Annotated in this window: 19 protein-coding genes; 8 read left to right on the forward strand and 11 right to left on the reverse strand. The window is 66.9% G+C overall.

All coding sequences use genetic code 11. The features are described from left to right. Positions 1–363: 363 nt before the first annotated feature. The 5 genes from N5C28_RS06970 (at position 364) to argR (ending at position 4543) form a co-directional block, all read left to right on the forward strand. Entirely contained in the window at positions 364–1137 is a 774-nt protein-coding gene (locus N5C28_RS06970; protein ID WP_279821260.1) for an ABC transporter substrate-binding protein, read from the forward strand. 111 nt (positions 1138–1248) lie between these two features. Then, positions 1249–1938 carry an ABC transporter permease gene (locus N5C28_RS06975; RefSeq protein ID WP_279821261.1) on the forward strand — a complete coding sequence of 230 codons (690 nt, stop codon included), beginning with the start codon at positions 1249–1251 and terminating at the stop codon, positions 1936–1938. 12 nt (positions 1939–1950) lie between these two features. Further along, complete coding sequence (locus tag N5C28_RS06980; protein WP_279821262.1) at positions 1951–2649, forward strand: ABC transporter permease; 699 nt, start codon at positions 1951–1953, stop codon at positions 2647–2649. Between the two features lie 91 nt (positions 2650–2740). Beyond that, positions 2741–3505 (forward strand): ABC transporter ATP-binding protein, encoded by a 765-nt coding sequence (locus N5C28_RS06985; RefSeq protein WP_279821263.1) that lies wholly within the window; start codon positions 2741–2743, stop codon positions 3503–3505. A 57-nt stretch (positions 3506–3562) separates the two neighbouring features. Next, positions 3563–4543 (forward strand): transcriptional regulator ArgR, encoded by a 981-nt coding sequence (gene argR / locus N5C28_RS06990; RefSeq protein ID WP_279821264.1) that lies wholly within the window; start codon positions 3563–3565, stop codon positions 4541–4543. 3 nt (positions 4544–4546) lie between these two features. On the opposite strand, the gene N5C28_RS06995 is transcribed toward argR, so the two are convergent. Genes N5C28_RS06995 through coxB form a run of 4 tightly spaced genes read right to left on the reverse strand, consistent with a single transcriptional unit; the run spans position 4547 to position 9127 of the window. Beyond that, positions 4547–5365, reverse strand: a complete 819-nt coding sequence (locus N5C28_RS06995; RefSeq protein WP_279821265.1) for a cytochrome c oxidase assembly protein — start codon at positions 5363–5365, stop codon at positions 4547–4549. After that, positions 5356–5709 carry a hypothetical protein gene (locus N5C28_RS07000; protein ID WP_279821266.1) on the reverse strand — a complete coding sequence of 118 codons (354 nt, stop codon included), beginning with the start codon at positions 5707–5709 and terminating at the stop codon, positions 5356–5358. The genes N5C28_RS06995 and N5C28_RS07000 overlap by 10 nt, the downstream gene beginning before the upstream one ends. Next, the gene (ctaD, locus tag N5C28_RS07005) at positions 5709–8240 is read right to left on the reverse strand and encodes a cytochrome c oxidase subunit I (RefSeq protein WP_279821267.1); all 2532 of its coding nucleotides are present in this window, start codon (positions 8238–8240) and stop codon (positions 5709–5711) included. The genes N5C28_RS07000 and ctaD overlap by 1 nt, the downstream gene beginning before the upstream one ends. Continuing rightward, complete coding sequence (gene coxB / locus N5C28_RS07010; RefSeq protein WP_279821268.1) at positions 8237–9127, reverse strand: cytochrome c oxidase subunit II; 891 nt, start codon at positions 9125–9127, stop codon at positions 8237–8239. The genes ctaD and coxB overlap by 4 nt, the downstream gene beginning before the upstream one ends. Positions 9128–9271: 144 nt before the next feature. On the opposite strand from coxB, the gene N5C28_RS07015 reads away from it, so the two are divergent. Continuing rightward, positions 9272–9733 (forward strand): DUF2231 domain-containing protein, encoded by a 462-nt coding sequence (locus N5C28_RS07015; RefSeq protein ID WP_279821269.1) that lies wholly within the window; start codon positions 9272–9274, stop codon positions 9731–9733. A gap of 43 nt (positions 9734–9776) precedes the next feature. Here N5C28_RS07015 and N5C28_RS07020 read toward each other — a convergent pair whose 3' ends face one another. The 7 genes from N5C28_RS07020 to gcl form a co-directional block, all read right to left on the reverse strand. Further along, complete coding sequence (locus N5C28_RS07020; RefSeq protein WP_279821270.1) at positions 9777–10190, reverse strand: CopD family protein; 414 nt, start codon at positions 10188–10190, stop codon at positions 9777–9779. Between the two features lie 163 nt (positions 10191–10353). After that, a complete protein-coding gene (locus N5C28_RS07025) occupies positions 10354–11265 on the reverse strand; it encodes an urea transporter (RefSeq protein WP_279821271.1) in 912 nt (303 codons plus the stop codon). A 248-nt stretch (positions 11266–11513) separates the two neighbouring features. Continuing rightward, positions 11514–12929: a pyruvate kinase gene (pyk, locus tag N5C28_RS07030; protein ID WP_279821272.1), complete on the reverse strand. Its 1416-nt coding sequence runs from the start codon at positions 12927–12929 to the stop codon at positions 11514–11516. After that, positions 12926–14200: a glycerate kinase gene (locus N5C28_RS07035; RefSeq protein WP_279821273.1), complete on the reverse strand. Its 1275-nt coding sequence runs from the start codon at positions 14198–14200 to the stop codon at positions 12926–12928. The genes pyk and N5C28_RS07035 overlap by 4 nt, the downstream gene beginning before the upstream one ends. Positions 14201–14690: 490 nt before the next feature. Then, positions 14691–15587: a 2-hydroxy-3-oxopropionate reductase gene (locus N5C28_RS07040; RefSeq protein ID WP_279821274.1), complete on the reverse strand. Its 897-nt coding sequence runs from the start codon at positions 15585–15587 to the stop codon at positions 14691–14693. Positions 15588–15699: 112 nt separating this feature from the next. Next, positions 15700–16482, reverse strand: coding sequence for a hydroxypyruvate isomerase (gene hyi / locus N5C28_RS07045; RefSeq protein WP_279821275.1), 783 nt, complete (start codon positions 16480–16482; stop codon positions 15700–15702). Positions 16483–16540: 58 nt separating this feature from the next. After that, on the reverse strand, positions 16541–18316 hold the full coding sequence (gene gcl / locus N5C28_RS07050; RefSeq protein WP_279821276.1) for a glyoxylate carboligase: 1776 nt from the start codon (positions 18314–18316) through the stop codon (positions 16541–16543). 112 nt (positions 18317–18428) lie between these two features. On the opposite strand from gcl, the gene N5C28_RS07055 reads away from it, so the two are divergent. Then, positions 18429–19343 carry a LysR family transcriptional regulator gene (locus tag N5C28_RS07055; RefSeq protein ID WP_279821277.1) on the forward strand — a complete coding sequence of 305 codons (915 nt, stop codon included), beginning with the start codon at positions 18429–18431 and terminating at the stop codon, positions 19341–19343. A 183-nt stretch (positions 19344–19526) separates the two neighbouring features. Further along, positions 19527–19967 (forward strand): heme-binding protein, encoded by a 441-nt coding sequence (locus N5C28_RS07060; protein WP_279821278.1) that lies wholly within the window; start codon positions 19527–19529, stop codon positions 19965–19967. Positions 19968–20582: the final 615 nt, after the last annotated feature.

The raw sequence follows: 20582 nt of genomic DNA on the forward strand, positions 1-20582 counted from the left end.
GCGGAAACACCCTGTCGGAAAACCCGGCCACGGCGCGTATACCGCGCCAATCAAGACTTTGTTAACATCCGGCGCGCTAATTGCTTTGCTAACCGGTTATTCGTCGTGTTTTGCTCTGCATGAAAAGCAGAGTCTGTCAAGATGCCTGCCGTGCCCGTCCTGGGCTTTTGTAATTAGTTGTCGCATTGAGGAAATATCGGCTTCAGGCCTGTCGCTAGAATGCCGCTCACCCAGCCGGGCCCGCCTGACGCATGCGCCACAAGCAGCAGCGAGGGCGATGTTCTCTACAATTCATAGCATGGCTGGATGCGCCGGACCCTCACATTGTCGTCCCGAGCCATTCCCTTTCGAAGGAGTCACAAGATGAAGAAGATCGCACTTCTCGGTGCACTGGCGTTGTCCGTGCTGTCGCCCCTGGCCATGGCCGACAAGCCGCTGCGCATTGGTATCGAAGCGGCCTACCCGCCGTTCGCCTACAAGACTCCGGATGGCAACATCACCGGCTTCGACTACGACATCGGCATCGCCCTGTGCGAAGAGATGAAGGTCGAGTGCAAGTGGATCGAGCAGGAATTCGACGGCCTGATCCCCGCCCTGAAAGTCCGCAAGTTCGACGCCGTGCTGTCGTCGATGTCGATCACCGAAGAGCGCAAGCGCTCCGTCGACTTCACCGGCAAGTACTACGCCACCCCGGCCAAGCTGGTCATGAAGGCCGGCAGCAAGATGGACAACGTCGCCACCGACCTCAAGGGCAAGAAGATCGGCGTGCAGCGCTCGTCCGTCTATGACCGCTACGCCACCGACGTCTTCGCCCCCGCTGGCGCGGAAATCGTGCGCTACACCTCGCAGAACGAAGTGTTCCTGGACCTGACCGCCGGCCGCCTCGACGGCAGCATCGCGGACTCGGTGAACCTCGACGACGGTTTCCTCAAGACCGACGCCGGCAAGAACTTCGCCTTCGTCGGCCCGGACTTCACCGACGTCAAATACTTCGGCGAAGGCCAGGGCATCGCTGTACGCAAGGGCGACAAGGCCCTGGCCGACAAGATCAGTGCTGCCATCCTGGCGATCCGCGCCAACGGCAAGTACAAGGAAGTGCAGGACAAGTACTTCTCGTTCGACGTCTACGGCGACTGATCCTCGTCTCCCACTGGAAGTGGCGCAAACTCGCTGACACGGGGTTTGCGCCACTTTTTCGTTTTTGTCGCATACCCGGCGTCGCGGACGCCCGCATGAGGTAACCAGGGCATGTTGAACGGCTACGGCTCGACCATCCTCGAAGGTGCCTGGCTCACCCTGGGCCTGGCGCTCACCTCGATGGCGGTCGCTATCGTGCTGGGCCTGCTCGGGGCGGCCTTTCGCCTGTCACCGGTCAAGTGGCTGGCCGTGCTCGGCGAAACCTACGCCACCGTGATCCGCGGCATTCCCGACCTGGTGCTGATCCTGCTGATCTTCTACGGCGGCCAGGACCTGGTGAACCGCCTGGCGCCGATGCTCGGCTATGACGAGTACATCGACATCAACCCGTTCGTGGCGGGTGTCTTTACCATGGGCTTCATCTTCGGTGCGTACCTGTCGGAAACCTTCCGGGGGGCGTTCATGGCCATTCCCAAGGGGCAGGGCGAGGCCGGCCTGGCCTATGGCATGAGCGGAACCAAGGTGTTCTTCCGCATCCTGGTGCCGCAGATGATCCGCTTCGCGATCCCCGGCTTCACCAACAACTGGCTGGTGCTGACCAAGGCCACCGCGCTGATTTCCGTGGTCGGCCTGCAGGACATGATGTTCAAGGCCAAGAGCGCCGCTGACGCGACCCGCGAACCCTTCACCTTCTACCTGGCGGTAGCCGGCCTGTACCTGGTGATTACCAGTGTCTCGCTGCTGATCCTGCGCTACGTGGAAAAACGCTACTCGGTCGGCACCAAAGCCGCTGATCTCTAGGAGCCGGTGACCATGATTTTCGACTACACCGTGATCTGGGACAGCCTGCCGCTCTACATGGGTGGCGTGCTGGTGACCCTGAAGATCCTGCTGATTTCCCTGGCCGTCGGCCTGGCGGCGGCCGTGCCCCTGGGCCTGATGCGCGTATCGCGCTCGCCCTGGGTCAACGGGCCGGCCTGGCTGTACACCTATGTGATCCGTGGCACCCCGATGCTGGTGCAGCTGTTCCTGATCTACTACGGGCTGGCGCAGTTCGAGGCCGTGCGCGAGAGCGTGCTGTGGCCGTACCTGTCCAACGCGACCTTCTGCGCCTGCCTGGCGTTCGCCATCAACACCAGCGCCTACAGCGCCGAGATCCTCGCCGGCAGCCTCAAGGCCACGCCCCATGGCGAGATCGAGGCGGCCAAGGCCATGGGCATGTCGCGGGCCAAGCTGTACCGCCGCATCTTGCTGCCGTCGGCCATGCGCCGCGCGCTGCCGCAGTACAGCAACGAAGTGATCATGATGCTGCACACCACCAGCCTGGCGTCGATCGTCACCCTGATCGACATCACCGGTGCGGCGCGCACGGTCAACTCCCAGTACTACCTGCCGTTCGAAGCCTTCATCACCGCCGGGGTGATCTACCTGTGCCTGACGTTCGTGCTGGTGCGCCTGTTCAAGCTGGCCGAGCGCCGCTGGCTGGCCTACCTGGCGCCGCGTAAGGCGTGAAGGCGGCCGATCGGTCATGATGGGCGCCGGCGCCCGAACCTCTATTCGCCCAGGTCGCCGGCTCAGCGACTGATTCACGAGAGTGGAAACCATGTACAAACTTGAAGTTCAGGACCTGCACAAGCGCTACGGCACCCACGAAGTGCTCAAGGGCGTGTCCCTGGCGGCCAAGGCGGGCGATGTGATCAGCATCATCGGCTCCAGCGGTTCGGGCAAGAGCACCTTCCTGCGCTGCATCAACCTGCTGGAGCAGCCCCACGCCGGCAAGATCCTGCTCAACAACGAAGAGCTGAAGCTGGTGCCGAGCAAGGACGGTGCGCTGCGTGCCGCCGACCCGAAGCAGCTGCAGCGCATGCGTTCGCGCCTGTCGATGGTGTTCCAGCACTTCAACCTGTGGTCGCACATGAACGTGCTGGAAAACGTCATGGAAGCGCCGGTGCACGTGCTGGGCGTGAGCAAGACCGAAGCCCGCGAGAAGGCCGAGCACTACCTGAACAAGGTGGGTGTGGCGCACCGCAAGGAGGCCTACCCGGCGCACATGTCCGGCGGCGAGCAGCAGCGCGTGGCGATCGCCCGGGCCCTGGCGATGGAGCCGGAAGTCATGCTGTTCGACGAGCCGACCTCGGCCCTCGATCCGGAACTGGTTGGCGAAGTGCTCAAGGTCATGCAGGACCTGGCCCAGGAAGGGCGTACCATGGTGGTGGTGACCCACGAGATGGGCTTTGCCCGCGAGGTGTCCAACCAACTGGTGTTCCTGCACAAGGGCCTGGTGGAAGAGCGCGGTTGCCCCAAGGACGTCCTGGCCAACCCGCAATCCGATCGGCTCAAGCAATTTCTTTCCGGTAGCCTTAAATAAAGCGGCAGTGATTGCCTGTCATGCCCTCAGCCGCCAATCGAGCTTAAACTGCCCGCCATGAATGCCCACCGAATCGGCTTCCTGCTTTGGCCCAACACCAAGCCTCTGACCCTGGCGCTGGCCGAGGAGGCGTTGCGCGTTGCCCAGCGCGTCCATCCCGAAGTGGTCTACGAGCTGCTGTTCCTCCAGGCCGAACCGGCCGTGGAGTGCGCCTGGCGGCTGCCGGGTGAATCCTGGGTGGGCAAGCTGGAAGGCTGCCACAAGCTGTTCCTGGTGGCCGACGAGCCCCCGGCGGTGATGCCGGCGGCGCTGTCCGGTGCGCTCAAGCAGGTGGTGCGCAGCGGCTGCGTGATCGGCGGGGTGTCCGCCGGGGTCTACCCGCTGGCGCAACTGGGCCTGCTCGACGGCTACCGTGCGGCGGTGCACTGGCGCTGGCAGGACGATTTCACCGAGCGCTTCCCCAAGGTCATCGCCACCAGCCACCTGTTCGACTGGGACCGTGATCGCCTGACCGCCTGTGGCGGCCTGTCGGTGCTCGACCTGCTGCTGGCGCTGCTGGCCCGCGACCACGGTGCCGAGCTGGCGGGCGCGGTGTCGGAAGAGCTGGTGGTGGAGCGCATTCGCGAGGGCGGCGAGCGCCAGCGCATCCCGTTGCAGAACCGCCTGGGCTCCAGCCACCCGAAGCTGACCCAGGCCGTGCTGCTGATGGAAGCCAACATCGAAGAGCCGCTGACCACCGACGAGATCGCCCAGCACGTGTGCGTGTCGCGCCGTCAGCTGGAGCGCATCTTCAAGCAGTACCTCAACCGCGTGCCGAGCCAGTACTACCTGGAGCTGCGCCTGAACAAGGCGCGCCAGCTGCTGATGCAGACCAGCAAGTCGATCATCCAGATCGGCCTGTCCTGCGGCTTCTCCTCGGGCCCGCATTTCTCCAGCGCCTACCGCAACTTCTTTGGCGCCACCCCGCGTGAAGACCGCAACCAGCGCCGCAGCAACAGCCCCTTCGAGCTGACCTCCAACCCCACCGAACGCGGCTGACGCTCAGCCGTTCGTTTCCTGCCCCGGCAGGTTCTGGCGGCGCCAGACCCGGGTCAGCCAGCGCCAGGTGATCCAGCCGGCAGCCGCCAGGTACACCAGGCTGCCCGGCACCCACATCAGCAGGCCCGCCAGTTGCTGGTCCGCCAGGTCCCTTGATTCGCCGTAGAACGGCGTGTTGCCGAAGGTCAGCAGGGCGCCCAGCAGGCCGGTGTGCATCAGCGTCAGCAGGATCGCCATCAGCGCATGGGGGATGCGCGACGGCGTGGCACGCAGGCACGACCACCAGAACAGCCAGGCGCTGAACAGGAAACAGGCGTGCTCGACCACGTGCCACCAGGTGTTTTCCAGGGCCAGCATGTACAGGCTCGGGGTGTGCCAGATCCAGATCACCGCGCCGTGCAGCAGGGCCAGCGGCACCGGGTGCCGACCGCTGCGCAGCACGCCGTTGTACAGCGGCTGCAGCCAGCTGCCGGCGGCGGCTCGCCACTGCGGCAGGGGCCGGGCCAGGGCCCACAGCGGGGCGATGACGATCATGAACAGCATGTGCTGCAGCATGTGCAGGGTGGTGCTGGTTTCCGCCCAATCGTCAATGGGGCCGAACACCGCCAGCACGGTGATGACCATCGCCAGGTGCATCCACATCGGCTCCAGCCCATGGGGCTTGGCCCGTCGGCAGCCGATGATGTAGAGCAGCCAGGCGGCGCCCAGCAGCAGCGCGCTGAACAGCACCGGCAGGCGGTCTTCCAGGTGGCCGTCGAACAGGCCGTGGGCGGCGGCGGTGCCGGGCAGCAGGGCGAACAGGGCAAGGAGCATCAGAGGCATGGGGGCAGGCTCACGATGGGCAGGGCGATGAACAGGGTGGCGATGGCGGCGATCAGGTGCACGCCGGCGCTGATATGAGCGACAAAACGCTGGGCCGGTTCGTCGGGCGCACGCCGCGCCGCGTGCTGGAACAACCGCGCCAGCCATAGCAGCAGGGCCGTGGTCAGCAGGGCGGCCAGGCCGAGGGCGGCGTTCAGCCAGGTCCAGGCGCCCTGTTCGAGGGGCGGCGGCAGCAGGGCGCAGCCCACCGAGAGGCCGCCGTAGAGCACCACGAACCACAGGCTCCAGAGGGTCAGGCCGAGGGGGATATGGATCGGGTTGTAGGGGGAGCGCAGGCGCTGCATCACGCACCCCCGAAGGTCGGCGGGAACAGCACCAGGGAGAAGTAGGTGATCCACAGCACCACCAGGTTGTACTGCCAGAGCTGCTCGACCACCAGAGGCTCGTAGGGCGACTCGCTGCCGACGTAGCCGTGGTACACGCGCAGCGCCTGCAGGGCGCTGAGCACCGCCGCCAGCACGCCATGCACCAGGCTGTAGACCAGCATCACCACGATCACCGCGTCATGGGCCGTGGCCCGGGGCGCCAGGTCGCCGCCGAGCAGCGCCCACAGCAGCAAGGCCGACTGCGCCAGGCCCAGCAACGCCACGCCGCTGAAACAGCGCATCAGCGTGCGCGGTTCGCCCTGGCGCTTGCGCAGGCGCTTGAGCACCGGGCGCTGCCAGAGCACGGCGGCGGCCAGCAGCACGGCGCTGGCCAGCAGCAGGCGCTGGTCGAACACCGGCGCATCCGGCACCAGCCAGTTCGGCGACACCGTCCACAGGTAGAACCAGCCGAACAGCAGCCCCAGGTACAGCGCGCCGTTGGCCAGCAGCGTCACGGCCATGCCCCAGATGCCGGGGCCATCGGTGGTGCGCGAGTGCAGCGGCGGCTCGCCCGGCTGGGTACGGGCGTCCGGCGCGGCCTTCGGGTGCGCACCGTTTTCCCAGCTCCAGCGCAGCAGTACCACCGTTGCCGCCAGGCTGGCCACGGCGGCGAGCCAGTAGACCTTGGTCAGCAGGCTCAAACAGATCACCGCGATGAAGCACGCGGCAATGAACGGCAGCCAGCTGTTGCCCGGCAGGTGGATGATCTCCCGGACCTTGCCGGTCAGCGGCTCGACGCCCCAGGTTTCCCGGCGGCCGTGGTCGATCACCGTCAGCGCGTGTTCGCCCCGGGCGACGCTGGCCGGCAGGCTTGGGTCATCCCACAGCGGATGACGGCTGGTGATCTTCGCCAGGCTGACGAAGTTGTACGGGCTCGGCGGCAGGCTGGTGGCCCACTCGAAGGTGTCGGCGTTCCACGGGTTTTGCGGCGCGGGCTGGCCGAAGCGAAAGTGCAGGGTGATATCCAGCAGCACCGTGGCGACACCGAAGGCCATGATGAAGCTGCCGATCGACGACACCAGGTTCGGAATGTCCCAGCCCAGCCCTGCCTCGTAGGTGTAGATCCGGCGCGGCATGCCCATCAGGCCGGTCCAGTGCATGATCAGGAAGGTCAGGTTGAAGCCGATGAATATCAGCCAGAAGCCCCACTTGCCCAGGCGCTCGGAGGGCATACGGCCGGAGAAGTGCGGCAGCCAGTAGTAGATGCCGGCCACCAGTGGGAAGAACATGCCGCCGACCAGCACGTAGTGCATGTGCGCGACCACGAAGTGGGTGTCGTGCACCTGCCAGTCGAACGGCACCAGGGCCAGCATCACGCCGGTCAGGCCGCCGCAGACGAACACGATGAGAAAGCCCACCAGCCACAGCATCGGCACGTGGTACACCGGCCGCCCGACCCACAGCGTGGCGATCCAGGCGAACACCTGGATCGCCGTGGGGATTGCCACCAGCATGCTCGCCGCGCTGAAGAACGCCTGGGCCAGCTGCGGGATGCCCACGGTGAACATGTGGTGCACCCACAGCCCGAAGCTGATGAAACCGGTGGTCAGCACCCCCAGCACCACGGCGCGGTAGCCCACCAGCGGGCGCTGGCAGAACACCGGCAGCAGGGTCGAGACGATGCCCGCGGCCGGCAGGAAGATGATGTACACCTCGGGGTGGCCGAACAGCCAGAACAGGTGCTGCCAGAGAAGCGGATCGCCGCCCCGGGCCACCTCGAAGAATGGCATGCCGGCGGCGCGCTCCAGTTCCAGCAGGATGCTGCCGAGGATCAGCGGCGGGAAGCCGATCACGATCATCATCGCCATCACCAGGATGTACCAGGCGTAGATCGGCATCTTGTTCAGGGCCATGCCTTCGGCACGGGTGCGCAGGATCGACACCACCAGCTCGACCCCGGCCGACACGGCGGAAATCTCCACGAAGGTGATGCCCAGCAGCCAGAAATCCGAGTTCGGCCCCGGCGTGTGGGCCGCGCTGGACAGTGGGGTGTACATGAACCAGCCGGCCTTGGGCGCGATGCCGAGGAACAGGCTGGAGCACAGAATCAGCCCGCCGAACAGGTAGCACCAGTAGCCCAGGGCCGACAGCCGGGGGAAGGCCAGGTCGCGGGCGCCGAGCATCTTCGGGATCAGGTAGACCGCCAGCCCTTCCATCATCGGCACGGCGAACAGGAACATCATCACCGTGCCGTGCATGGTGAAGATCTGGTTGTACACGTCCGGCTCGAGGAAGTCGTAGCCCGGCATCGCCAGCTGCGTGCGCACCAGCATCGCCAGCAGGCCGCCGAACAGGAAGAAGCCCAGTCCGGTGAGCATGAAGCGCAGGCCGATGGTGGTGTGGTTGACGATGGTCAGCGCCTTCCAGCCGCGCGGGTTGCCCCAGACCTCGTTGAACTGGTCGTGCAGTTGATCCGGGTCGGTGGCGTTCTGGCTGTTTTCACGGGTCACGGGGCAAGGGTCTCCAGCCAGTCGGCGATGGCGCTTAGGTGGTCGGGGTCGATGTCGCCGGCCAGCGGCATACCATTGCCGGGCTTCAGGCGCTGGTGTTCGTGCAGCCAGCGCAGCAGAGCGCCGGGCTCGTTGGCCAGCACGCCGGCGCCCAGGTTGGCGCGCGAGCCGATGTCGGTGAGGTCCGGTGCGCGCTCACCGTCGCTGACCCCGGCGACCCGGTGGCAGTTGCCGCACTGGCTGGCGAAGGTCTCGCCGGCCGGGCCGGGCAGGGCGGCGACCTGGGGCGCGCGGCGGGCCTCCAGCCAGGCGGCGAAGGCCTCATCGTCATGGGCCCGGACGTCGAGGATCATGTGGCTGTGCTGGGTGCCGCAGAACTCCGAGCACTGGCCGCGGAAGGTGCCCGCCTGGTCGGCCTGCAGGCGGATGCGGTTGTGCCGGCCGGGGATCATGTCGATCTTGCCGCCCAGGCGCGGCACCCAGAAGGCGTGGATCACGTCGGCGCTGGTGACGTCCAGGTCCACCGGCCTGCCCACCGGCAGGTGCAACTGGTTGGCGGTGACCACGCCGCTGTCCGGGTAGCGCACCTCCCACCACCACTGGTGGCCGATCACCTCGATGCGCAGCGGCTGTTCGCCCACCACCGGCAACGGCAGCATGCGGTGCCCGGCGGGAATGCCGAACGCCAGCAGCAGGCCGATGCTGACGCTGGGCAGGATCAGCCCGCCGCCGATGATCCAGTGACGGTTGAGCCGCCGCGCCTGCTGCTCGTCGATCTGGCGGGGTTTGCGGCACATGGCGTACAGCCACAGCGCGGTGACCACCAGCAGCACCAGGCTGGCGAAACCGAACATGGCCCACCAGATCACCGCCACCTCGCGGGCCATCGGCCCGGCCGGGTCGAGGGCCGACTGCGGGCCGCTGCAGGCCGTTAATGATGGAACTGCCAGCGCCAGGGTGGTCAATTGCAGGTAGGCGCTGCGCTTGGCGGGCGTCGACGTTTTTCCGTTCGCCGAATCAAGGAGGCCGCGATGGCAAAGGACACTGGATCGATCATGAGCCGCGCGGCAATTGCCGGGCACCCGCTGCACCCGATGATGATCCACTTCCCGGTGGCGGCGCTGCTGGGCCTGGTCGGCACCGATTTCGCCTACATCCTCACCGGCGATCCGTTCTGGGCGCGGGCCAGCCTGTGGCTGTCCGGCGTCGGCGCCCTGGGCGGCTGGGTGGCGAGCATTGCCGGCCTGGTCGATCTGCTGAGTGTTCCGCGCATCCGCGAGAAGATCACCGCCTGGTGCCACGCCATCATCGCCGTGATGATGCTGTCGCTGGCCAGCCTCAACTGGCTGCTGCATTACCACGGGCAGGAAGACGGCATGGCGCGCTGGTGCCTGTACCTGTCGCTGCTGACCGCAGCCCTGATCGCCCTGGCCGCCTACCTGGGCGGGCGCCTGGTGTACGAGCACGCCGTGGGCGTGGATGTGGACGGGTGAGCGCTGTGTGATCGGGCCGTTCATGGCGTGGGGGCATCCTTCATCAGTACGGTTTGGCCAGTACCAGCCACAGGGTCACGGCAATCAGCGCCACCAGCGCCACGCCAATCAGCACGCATTCGCGGCCGACGCTTCGCTCCGGGGTGCGCTCGATGCGCAGCACCAACACCCCGCATAGCGCATGGCACAGGACCATGCCGGCCACGGCGGTGAGCTTGAAGATCAGCCAGGCATCGAAGATCGAGTCACGGATGAAGAGCGCGGTGCCCGAGCCGATGGCCAGCAGCGCGGCCGGCGTGGCGATCAGGGTGAACACCAGGCGTGTCAGGTGGCCGTGGTCGCGGTAGAACAGGGTCTCGCTGCGGCGGGTGCCGGCGGCGATCAGTGCCGGCAGGTAGAGCAGGGCGCCGCACCAGCAGATCAGGGCCATCAGGTGCAGCAGCTTGAGCAGGGGCATGCAGGGTCTCCCTCAGCGGACGCAGCAGGCGCCTCGACGTCGTTGTCGGTTGTCCGTGACGGTTTCTGCGGCGCCTGGCGTGCAGGCGCTTTCGCACAAACCTAGAGGTGGGACTGCCGAATGCCCCATGGGTTCGCCTCATTTAGCGAAGCGGCGGCAGGCCTCAGGAAGGGCGGCGTGGCAGGGGCGGTGCGCCATCGGCAACCGCCCGCTGCCAGGTGCGGATGCTGGCCTGGACCAGCCAGCAGGCGAGGATGAACGGCATGGTCAGGGCGGCCAGGCCGAGGGCGGTGAAACCTGGCTGCAGGAGCAATGCCAGGCCGATGCCCAGTGCCGGCGCCCAGGGACTCCGGTGCACCTGGCTCAGGGCAATGGCGGCCAGGCAGGCGTTGTAGCCGTACAGGCCAGCCAGGGCTGCCTCGGTTGGCCAGCCCAGGCACAGCGCCAGGGCTGTGCCGCCTGTCGAGCCGAGCAGCGCCCACCCGGCGGCACGGCGGTCGGCCAGCAGCAGGCCGAGCCACAGGCAGGCGCCGGCCAGCGGCGTGTCGAGGAAAATCACCTGGCCGATCCCACGCAGCAGCGCCAGCAGGATGCCGAGTCCGTCGAGCGGGGTGACGGTCAATGCGCTACTGACAGTGGACATTTCAAGGGGCAGGGCCGGAGCCAGCCCCATCAGGACCCAGCCCAGGGCCACGAACGGGAAGGTGAAGGCCGGCAGCCACTGGCGCTGGCGCAGGCGCGCCATCCAGTGGCCCAAGGCAAGGCTGGACAGCCCGGCGCTGGCGACGATCAGCAGCGCCATGCAGGGCGACCAGGCGAATTGCAGGCTGATCAGCAGGCCGAGCAGGATGCCGTTGTAGCCGTACAGGCCGCAGGCGATGTCCGCCGCCGGGTAACCCCGCCGATGGGCCGCGAGCATGCTGCTCAGGCCGCCGAGCAGCGCGCCACCGAGCAGCTGCGGTGCGCCGATCAGGATCGCCAGTACCACCAGCGCGCCGCAGCCGGCATGGGTCTGCAGGAAGATCTGGCTGAAGCCGTTGAGCAGGGCGCGAAGGCAACGCAGGGCATGACGCATGGGGCTCACCGAGGGCGAGAAAGGCAGGGGCCTGCCGTGGACGGGTGTCTGTCGTTCAGGGCTGTGGCGGGTTACGGTGCCGGTGCAGCTGTGGTGTGCCCCGCAACGGTGTTCCGCGCCTGACCCACCCGACGGGCCGTGGACGCGTTGAGACCGTGGCGGCAGGTAAAAAAGGCGGGTCTGGCGCCCCGCCGGGAAAAGACCGGGCGCCGTTCAGAACGGCCGGTCAGGTGCGCCCGGCCCAGGTGCTAGCGCAGTGTTTCGATGCGCAGGCTGTTGGTACTGCCGGGTTGCCCGAACGGCTCGCCAGCGGTGATCACCACGGTGTCGCCGCGCTTGGCCATGCCTTGCGCCTGGGCAATTTCCAGGGCGGTGCTGGTGACTTCCTCGACCTTGCGCAGGCGTTCGTTGACCACCGAGTAGACGCCCCAGGCCACGCTCAGGCGGCGGGCGGTGTCCAGGCTCGGGGTCAGGTTGAGGATCGGCGACGACGGCCGCTCGCGGGACGCCCGCAGGCTGGAGGCGCCGGATTCGCTGTAGTTGACCAGGGCGGCTACCGGCAGGATCGAGCTGATGCGGCGGATCGCGCAGCTGATGGCGTCCGAGGCGGTGGCTTCGGCCTGGGGCCGGCTGACGTCGAGCTGGGCCTGGTAGTCCGGGCCGCTCTCCACCTGGCGGATGATTTTGCTCATCATCTGCACGGCTTCCAGGGGGTAGTCGCCGGAGGCGGTTTCCGCCGACAGCATCACCGCATCGGTGCCCTCGGCCACGGCGTTGGCCACGTCGGTGACTTCGGCACGGGTCGGCGCCGGGGAGAAACGCATGGATTCCAGCATCTGCGTGGCCACCACCACCGGGCGGCCCAGTTGGCGGCAGGTGCGGATGATGTCCTTCTGGATGCGCGGCACATTCTCCGCCGGCACTTCCACGCCCAGGTCGCCCCGGGCCACCATGATCGCGTCGCACAGGCGGGCGATTTCCGGCAGGTGCTGCACCGCCGAGGGCTTCTCGATCTTGGCCATCAGGAAGGCCTTGCCCTGGATCAGCTCGCGGGCTTCGACGATGTCTTCCGGGCGCTGCACGAACGACAGCGCCACCCAATCCACCCCCAGCTCCAGGCCGAACGCCAGGTCGCGGCGGTCCTTCTCGGTCAGCGGCGACAATTGCAGCACCGCCTCCGGTACGTTGACCCCCTTGCGGTCGGACAGCTCGCCACCGGCGACCACCCGAGTGTCGATGGCCGTGCCGTGCTTGGCGGTCACCTCCAGGCGCAGGCGGCCGTCGTCGAGCAGCAGGCTCATGCCGGGCTGCAGGGCGTCGATGATTTCCGGGTGGGGCAGGTTGACCCGGCTGGCGTCGCCGGGGGTGCTGTCCAGGTCCAGGCGGAAGGCCTGGCCACGGCTCAGGTTGACCTTGCCGTCGGCGAACCGGCCGACCCGCAGCTTCGGCCCTTGCAGGTCCATGAGGATGCCGATCGGCGTGTGCAGCTGGCGCTCCACCTCGCGCACCCATTGGTAGCGCTGGGCGTGGTCGGCGTGCTCACCGTGGCTGAAGTTCAGGCGGAACAGGTTGACCCCGGCTTCCACCAGCTGGCGGATGCCGTCGATGCCGTCGACAGCCGGGCCGAGGGTGGCGAGGATTTTCACGTTCTTGTCAGGGGTCATTTGGCAGTGCTCTCGAGAATCAGAATGGCGCGGAAGTCGTTGACGTTGGTGCGGGTCGGGCCGGTGACGATCAGCTCGTCCAGCGCGGCGAAGTAGCCGTAGCCGTTGTTGTTGTCCAGCTCATCCCGGGCGGACAGGCCCTTGATGCCGGCGCGGGCGTGGCTGTAGGGGGTCATGATGGCGCCGGCGTTGTCTTCCGAGCCGTCGATGCCGTCAGTGTCGCCGGCGAGGGCATAGACCCCGTCCAGGCCCTTGAGGCTGTCGGTGAGGGCCAGCAGGAACTCCGCGTTGCGCCCGCCACGGCCGTCGCCGCGTACGGTCACCGTGGTTTCACCGCCAGACAGGATCACGCAGGGCGGTGCGATCGGCTGGCCGTGCAGCAGCACCTGGCGGGCGATGCCGGCGTGGACCTTGGCCACGTCCCGGGCTTCGCCTTCCAGGTCGCCGAGGATCAGCGTAGGGAAGCCGGCGGCGCGGGCCTTCTCGGCTGCCGCGTCGAGGGACTGCTGGGGCGTGGCGATCAGCTGGAAGTGGCTGCGCGCCAGGCACGGGTCGCCGGGCTTGAGGGTTTCCGAGCGTGGGTCCTGCAGCCAGTCGCGCACGTGGGTCGGGACCTCGATCTGGTAGCGCGCGAGGATTGCCAGGGCGTCCGCCGAGGTGGTGGGGTCGGCGACGGTGGGGCCGGAGGCGATGACCGTGGCCTCGTCGCCCGGCACGTCGGAAATCGCGTAGGTGTAGACGCTGGCCGGCCAGCAGGCCTTGGCCAGGCGCCCGCCCTTGATCGCCGAGAGGTGCTTGCGCACGCAGTTCATGTCGTTGATCGAAGCGCCGGAGCGCAGCAGGGCTTTGTTGATCGCCTGCTTGTCGGCCAGCGAAATGCCCTCGGCGGGCAGGGCAAGCAGGGACGAGCCGCCGCCGGACAGCAGGAAGATCACCCGGTCGTCTTCGCGCAGGCCGCTGACCATCTCCAGGACGCGGCGGGCGACGCGCTCGCCGGCGTCGTCGGGGACCGGATGGGCTGCCTCGACCACCTCGATCTTCTGGCAGTCGGCGCCATGGCCGTAGCGGGTCACCACCAGGCCGGAGACCTCGCCCTGCCATTCACGCTCGATGACCTCGGCCATCGCCGCCGCGGCCTTGCCGGCACCGATGACGATCACCCGCCCGCTGCGGTCGGCGGGCAGGTGGTCGGCCAGCACCTGGCGCGGGTGGGCCGCGTCGATGGCGGTGGCGAACAGGTCGCGAAGCAGGCGTTGCGGATCGAAGGTCATGGCTGTGTTCTCGTTGTTCTTAGAGCTTGTTCAACGTCTCGCGAGCTAGAGCCATGCAAGGCAAAAAACAGGCGAGGTCCGGTCGGAGTCGCGTCCGACTTTACGAGCTGTAAATGAGCAGTCCGAGCCTGTTTTTAACGCGGCAGGGCCGACGCGCAGCAGACGTTGAACAGGCTCTTGGCGCTGGGTCGATTCCATTCCCCAGGCGCCGCCTGGCAGCACCTGGGGAATGGAATCGACCAACCTGGCAATCGGGCCGTGACACCTCCTGCCAGGAAGGTCGAAAGGGTTGCCCGCTCCAGGGAGCGGGCGGTGTGCGTGGTGCTCGGCCAGGCCTGTCGGCCTGCCGGTGTGACGCGGAGCGTCACGGGATGCATGCCCACGCGGAGCGTGGGAACGATCAGGCCGGCTGTCTTCCGGATTGCTCGGTGGGAGGGGCTTTAGCCGCGACAGTCGCCGCTGAAGCGCCTCCCACAGGAGCCGGAAAACGTCAGGCCTTCTCGCCGCGAATGTTGAAGCTGGCCATGTGTTCCAGGCCCTTGATCAGCGCCGAGTGGTCCCAGTTGCTGCCACCCAGGGCCGCGCAGGTGCTGAACACCTGTTGCGCATTGGCGGTGTTGGGCAGGTTGAGGCCCAGCTCGCGGGCGCCGGACAGGGCCAGGTTGAGGTCCTTCTGGTGCAGGGCGATGCGGAAGCCCGGGTCGAAGGTGCCCTTGATCATGCGCTCGCCGTGCACCTCGAGGATCTTCGAGCCGGCGAAGCCGCCCATCAGCGCCTCGCGTACCTTGGCCGGGTCGGCGCCGTTGCGGGCGGCGAACAGCAGGGCCTCGGCCACCGCCTGGATGTTCAGGGCGACGATGATCTGGTTGGCCACCTTGGCGGTCTGGCCGTCGCCGTTGCCGCCGACGCGGGTGATGTTCTTGCCCATGGCCTGGAACAGCGGCAGGGCGCGTTCGAAGGCGTTCGGGCAGCCGCCGACCATGATCGACAGGCTGGCGGCCTTGGCACCGACTTCACCGCCGGACACCGGGGCGTCCAGGTAGGCGGCGCCGGTGGCCTTGACCTTCTCGGCGAAGGCCTTGGTGGCGGTGGGGGAGATCGAGCTCATGTCGATGACCACCTTGCCGGCGCCGACGCCGCGGGCCACGCCGTCCTCACGGAACAGCACGTCCTCGACCTGCGGGGTGTCCGGGACCATGATGATGATGAATTCGGCTTCCTGGGCGACTTCCTTCGGGTTGGCCAGGGCGATGCCGTTGTCGCCGACCAGGTCGGCCGGCGCCTTGTCGAAGTGCTCGGAGAAGAACAGGGTGTGGCCGTGCTTCTGCAGGTTCTGCGCCATGGGCTTGCCCATGATGCCGGTGCCGATGAATCCGATTTTAGCCATGTGAAAAATCCTCTTGTCCGTGTGTGCGCCAGACGACGCCTGTTTGTGGCCAGTCCGCAGGAGGGGTAGGGGTATCGCTTCGCTCAAGCCACCCTACGAACAGCGGTTTCGCTCAGATCACGTTGTGGGTCTTCATCCAGCCGAGGCCGGCGCTGGTGGTGGTCAGGGGCTTGTACTCGCAGCCGATCCAGCCCTGGTAGCCGATGCGGTCCAGGTGGGCGAACAGGAAGCGGTAGTTGATCTCGCCGGTGCCTGGCTCGTGGCGGCCCGGGTTGTCGGCCAGCTGCACATGGTTGATCGCGGCCAGGTGGGTCTCGGCGGTACGCGCCAGGTCACCTTCCATGATCTGCATGTGGTAGATGTCGTACTGCAGGTAGAGGTTGGCGCTGCCGACTTTTTCGCGAATCGCCAGGGCCTGCTCCGTGGTGTTCAGGTAGAAGCCCGGGATGTCGCGGGTGTTGATCATTTCCATGACCAGCCGGATGCCGGCGGCCTGCAGCTTGTCCGCGGCGTAGCGCAGGTTGTCGACGAAGGTCTGCTCGACCGTGGCGCAGTCCACGCCCTGCGGGCGGATGCCAGCCAGGCAGTTGATCTGGGTGTTGCCCAGCACCTTGGCGTAGGCGATGGCGGTGTCGACGCCGCTGCGGAATTCCTCGACGCGGTCCGGGTGGCAGGCGATGCCGCGCTCGCCCTTGGCCCAGTCGCCGGCAGGCAGGTTGAACAGCACCTGCTCCAGGCGGTTGGCATCCAGGCGCGCCTTGATTTCGGTGGCGGTGAAGTCATACGGGAACAGGTATTCGACACCGCTGAAGCCGGCGTCGGCGGCAGCGGCGAAGCGGTCCAGGAAGTCCACTTCGGTGAACAGCATGGACAGGTTGGCAGCGAAACGGGGCATGGGGCATTCCTCGGTTGCGTGGGTGGATGCGCGTCGCGACATCCACCCTACGGTTGCGTCAATCCAGCAGCGAAATGGCGGTCGGGGCGTCGGTGCCGCGTTCGGCGAGTTCTTCGAACTCGTTGATCGCGTTGATCTCGGTGCCCATGGAGATGTTGGTGACACGCTCCAGGATGACCTCGACCACCACCGGCACGCGGTGCTCGGTCATCAGCTTGCTGGCCTCGGCGAAGGCGGCCTGCAGGTCGTTGGCGTCGAACACGCGGATTGCCTTGCAGCCCAGGCCTTCCACCACGGCCACGTGGTCGACGCCGTAGCCGTTGATCTCCGGCGCGTTGATGTTCTCGAAGGCCAGCTGCACGCAGTAGTCGATCTCGAAGCCGCGCTGCGCCTGGCGGATCAGGCCCAGGTAGGAGTTGTTCACCAGCACGTGGATATACGGCAGGTTGAACTGCGCACCCACCGCCAGCTCCTCGATCATGAACTGGAAGTCATAGTCGCCCGACAGCGCCACGACCTTGCGGCTCGGGTCGGCCTTGACCACGCCCAGGGCCGCCGGAATGGTCCAGCCCAGCGGGCCGGCCTGGCCGCAGTTGATCCAGTGGCGCGGCTTGTAGACGTGCAGGAACTGCGCGCCGGCGATCTGCGACAGGCCGATGGTGCTGACGTAGCAGGTGTCCTTGCCGAAGAACTCGTTCATTTCCTCGTACACGCGCTGCGGCTTGACCGGCACGTTGTCGAAGTGGGTCTTGCGCTGCAGGGTGCGCTTGCGCTCGCGACAGGCGTCGACCCAGGCACTGCGGTCCTTCAACTTGCCGGCGGATTTCCACTCGCGGGCGACCTGGAGGAAGGCGTCCAGCGCGGCGCCGGCGTCGGAGACGATGCCCAGGTCCGGGTTGAACACACGGCCGATCTGGGTCGGTTCGATGTCGACGTGGATGAACGTGCGGCCTTCGGTGTAGACGTCCACCGAACCGGTGTGGCGGTTGGCCCAGCGGTTGCCGATACCGAATACCAGGTCGGATTCGAGCAGGGTGGCGTTGCCGTAGCGGTGCGACGTCTGCAGGCCGACCATGCCGACCATCAGCTTGTGGTCGTCCGGGATCGCGCCCCAGCCCATCAGGGTCGGGACCACCGGTACGCCGGTCAGTTCGGCGAACTCCACCAGCTTGTCCGCCGCGTCGGCGTTGAAGATGCCGCCACCGGCGACGATCAGTGGGCGCTCGGCGTCGTTCAGCAGGGCGATGGCTTTCTCCGCCTGCACGCGGTTGGCGGCGGGCTTGGCCAGGGGCAGGGGCTCGTAGGCGTCGATGTCGAATTCGATCTCGGCCATCTGCACGTCGAACGGCAGGTCGATCAGCACCGGACCCGGGCGGCCGCTGCGCATCTCGAAGAAGGCCTTCTGGAAGGCACGCGGTACCTGACCGGGTTCCATCACGGTGGTGGCCCACTTGGTGACCGGCTCGACGATGCTGGTGATGTCGACCGCCTGGAAGTCTTCCTTGTGCATGCGGGCACGCGGTGCCTGCCCGGTGATGCAGAGGATCGGGATGGAGTCGGCGCTGGCCGAGTACAGGCCGGTGACCATGTCGGTGCCGGCCGGGCCGGAGGTGCCGATGCACACGCCGATGTTGCCGGCGTTGGTGCGGGTGTAGCCTTCGGCCATGTGCGAGGCGCCTTCGACGTGGCGGGCCAGGACGTGATCGATGCCACCGATTTTCTTCAGCGCGGCGTACAGGGGGTTGATGGCGGCGCCGGGGATGCCGAAGGCGGTGTCGACGCCTTCACGGCGCATCACCAGGACGGCGGCCTCGATTGCTCTCATTCTGGCCATGATCTTTCCTCTTGGCGTTATTCGAAAACGTTCAGGTGAGCCAAGGATGCCGACTGGGCCAACGGGACGGAATTGATGGATACTTCAGTTCTGTCGATATCTGGAGTATTGAATGGACCGCCATACACTCGTTCGCAGTTTCGTCCTGGTCGCCGATAACGGCAGCTTCGCCTCGGCCGCTCTCAGTGAGGGCGTGACCCCTGTGGTCATGGGCCGGCGTCTGGATGCCCTGGAGCAGCACCTGGGTATCAAGCTGATGCACCGCTCGACCCGCGGCCTTCAACTCACCGACCTCGGCGAGCAGTACCTGGAGCGGGCCCGGGTGCTGCTCAAGGACTTCGACGAAGCCGATGCCAGCGTCGCCCGGGGCGGCAATTCGGTGCGTGGGCACCTGGTGGTGTCGGCGCCGGCGGCGTTCGGCCGGCGGCATATCGCGCCCCATGCACCGGCGTTTCTCGCGCGTTACCCGGACCTCAAGCTGTCGTTCAACTTCACCGACAGCCTGGTGGACCTGGTGCGCCAGGGGTACGACGTGGGCATCCGTATCGGCGAGGTGACCGACCCCAACTACGTGGCGGTGAAGCTCTATCCCAACCGCCGGGTGGTGTGCGGCGCACCGGCCTACTTCGAGGTGCACGGGGTGCCGCGCACCCTGGAGGACCTGGCCCGCCACAACTGCCTGGCGTTCAACCTGCAGGGTGGGCAGAAGCGTGGCTGGACCTTCCTGCGCGACGGCAAGCAGGTGGCGGTGCGGGTTTCCGGCAGCCTCGACTGCAACGACGGCGAGCTGCTCTACGACTGGGTCAAGCAGGGGCTGGGCATCGGCTGGCGCTCGACCTGGGAGATCCAGGCCGAGCTCAAGGCCGGCGAGTTGGTGACGGTGCTCGATGAGTACGAAATCCCGGCCTACGACATCCAGGCGGTGTACCCGCAGCAGCGTTACCTGCCGGTGAAAGTGCGGTCTTTCATCGACTACCTGAAGGCGATCTATAACACGCCAGGGTATTGGGATACCCGGGGTGGTTGAGTGCCTTTGTCGATACTTGAGTTGGTGTTTATGTGTGTTTACTTTGTACACATAAAGCCACGTAATTGTATTAATTGATTGCGCTGGCGCCGCCGTTGGGCTATTGCATAGGGGCTTTCTGCTGTCGCGCTATCCCGAAAGGGAGGTGCGGCGAACGTCTTACTGACCGTTGAGAGGAACCTTATGAACGCAATCAACCTGACCCTGGCCCTGGACATCACCCGCCATGCCCTGGCCGCCGGCCGCGAACTGCCGAGCGCGCCGCTGACCGTGGCGGTGCTCGACGCGGGTGGCCATCTGGTGAGCCTGCAGCGCGAGGACGGCGCCAGCCTGCTGCGCCCACAGATCGCCATCGGCAAGGCCTGGGGCGCCCTGGCCCTGGGCAAGGGCTCGCGCCTGATCGCCGCCGACGCCCAGCAGCGTCCGGCCTTTATCGGGGCGGTGAACGCCCTGGCCGCCGGCAACCTGGTCCCGGCCCCGGGCGGGGTGCTGATCCGCGACACCGCCGGCGAGCTGCTCGGCGCCATCGGCATCACCGGCGACACCTCGGACATCGACGAACAATGCGCGATCAGCGCCGTGGAGGCGGTGGGGCTGCAGGCGGATGCGGGCGTGGCGGCGTAAGGTCCGATCGTGTGAACCACCGGGGACGCTGCCGGCTGGCCTGCTGTGGTGTGACGGCTGACGTCGTGGTGGGTTACGCGGCGCGTTGGGGGCGGCGGCGTTTTTGGTGTCTTGGATTGGCGCCGCTAACCCACCCTACGGGAAAGCATCGCCGTCCGTAGGGTGGGTTAGGCGCGTTTGCGGTGTGGCGGTTGCCGGTGCTATCGGGCGCGCCGTAACCCACCGGGATCACCAGCCGGCTGGCCTGCTGTGGCGTTGCATCTGACGCCATGGTGGGTTACGCGACGCGTTGGGGGCGGCGGTGTTTTTGGTGTCTTGGATTGGCGCCGCTAACCCACCCTACGGGAATGCGGGGCTGTTCGTAGGGTGGGTTAGGCGCGGTTGCGATGTGGCGGTTGCCGACGCTATCGGGTGCGCCGTAACCCACCGGGGGATCACCGCTGATCGGCCTGCTGTGGTGTGACGGCTGACGTCGTGGCGGGGTACGCGGCGCGTTGGGGGCGGCGGTGTTTTTTGTGGCGCGGATTGGCGCCGCTAACCCACCCTACGGGAATGCGGCGCCGTCCGTAGGGTGGGTTAGGCGCGTTTGCGGTGTGGCGGTTGCCGGTGGTATCG

The organism is Pseudomonas sp. GD03944 (assembly GCF_029839275.1).
Taxonomy (GTDB): Bacteria; Pseudomonadota; Gammaproteobacteria; order Pseudomonadales; family Pseudomonadaceae; genus Aquipseudomonas.

Bases quoted from the DNA above. Each gene is read 5' to 3' on its own strand.
- N5C28_RS06970 (WP_279821260.1), top strand. From the start codon at position 364: ATGAAGAAGATCGCACTTCTCGGTGCACTGGCGTTGTCCGTGCTGTCG.
- N5C28_RS06975 (WP_279821261.1), top strand. From the start codon at position 1,249: ATGTTGAACGGCTACGGCTCGACCATCCTCGAAGGTGCCTGGCTCACC.
- N5C28_RS06980 (WP_279821262.1), top strand. From the start codon at position 1,951: ATGATTTTCGACTACACCGTGATCTGGGACAGCCTGCCGCTCTACATG.
- N5C28_RS06985 (WP_279821263.1), top strand. From the start codon at position 2,741: ATGTACAAACTTGAAGTTCAGGACCTGCACAAGCGCTACGGCACCCAC.
- argR (WP_279821264.1), top strand. From the start codon at position 3,563: ATGAATGCCCACCGAATCGGCTTCCTGCTTTGGCCCAACACCAAGCCT.
- N5C28_RS06995 (WP_279821265.1), bottom strand. From the start codon at position 5,365: ATGCCTCTGATGCTCCTTGCCCTGTTCGCCCTGCTGCCCGGCACCGCC.
- N5C28_RS07000 (WP_279821266.1), bottom strand. From the start codon at position 5,709: ATGCAGCGCCTGCGCTCCCCCTACAACCCGATCCATATCCCCCTCGGC.
- coxB (WP_279821268.1), bottom strand. From the start codon at position 9,127: ATGGCCCGCGAGGTGGCGGTGATCTGGTGGGCCATGTTCGGTTTCGCC.
- N5C28_RS07015 (WP_279821269.1), top strand. From the start codon at position 9,272: ATGGCAAAGGACACTGGATCGATCATGAGCCGCGCGGCAATTGCCGGG.
- N5C28_RS07020 (WP_279821270.1), bottom strand. From the start codon at position 10,190: ATGCCCCTGCTCAAGCTGCTGCACCTGATGGCCCTGATCTGCTGGTGC.
- N5C28_RS07025 (WP_279821271.1), bottom strand. From the start codon at position 11,265: ATGCGTCATGCCCTGCGTTGCCTTCGCGCCCTGCTCAACGGCTTCAGC.
- pyk (WP_279821272.1), bottom strand. From the start codon at position 12,929: ATGACCCCTGACAAGAACGTGAAAATCCTCGCCACCCTCGGCCCGGCT.
- N5C28_RS07035 (WP_279821273.1), bottom strand. From the start codon at position 14,200: ATGACCTTCGATCCGCAACGCCTGCTTCGCGACCTGTTCGCCACCGCC.
- N5C28_RS07040 (WP_279821274.1), bottom strand. From the start codon at position 15,587: ATGGCTAAAATCGGATTCATCGGCACCGGCATCATGGGCAAGCCCATG.
- hyi (WP_279821275.1), bottom strand. From the start codon at position 16,482: ATGCCCCGTTTCGCTGCCAACCTGTCCATGCTGTTCACCGAAGTGGAC.
- gcl (WP_279821276.1), bottom strand. From the start codon at position 18,316: ATGGCCAGAATGAGAGCAATCGAGGCCGCCGTCCTGGTGATGCGCCGT.
- N5C28_RS07055 (WP_279821277.1), top strand. From the start codon at position 18,429: ATGGACCGCCATACACTCGTTCGCAGTTTCGTCCTGGTCGCCGATAAC.
- N5C28_RS07060 (WP_279821278.1), top strand. From the start codon at position 19,527: ATGAACGCAATCAACCTGACCCTGGCCCTGGACATCACCCGCCATGCC.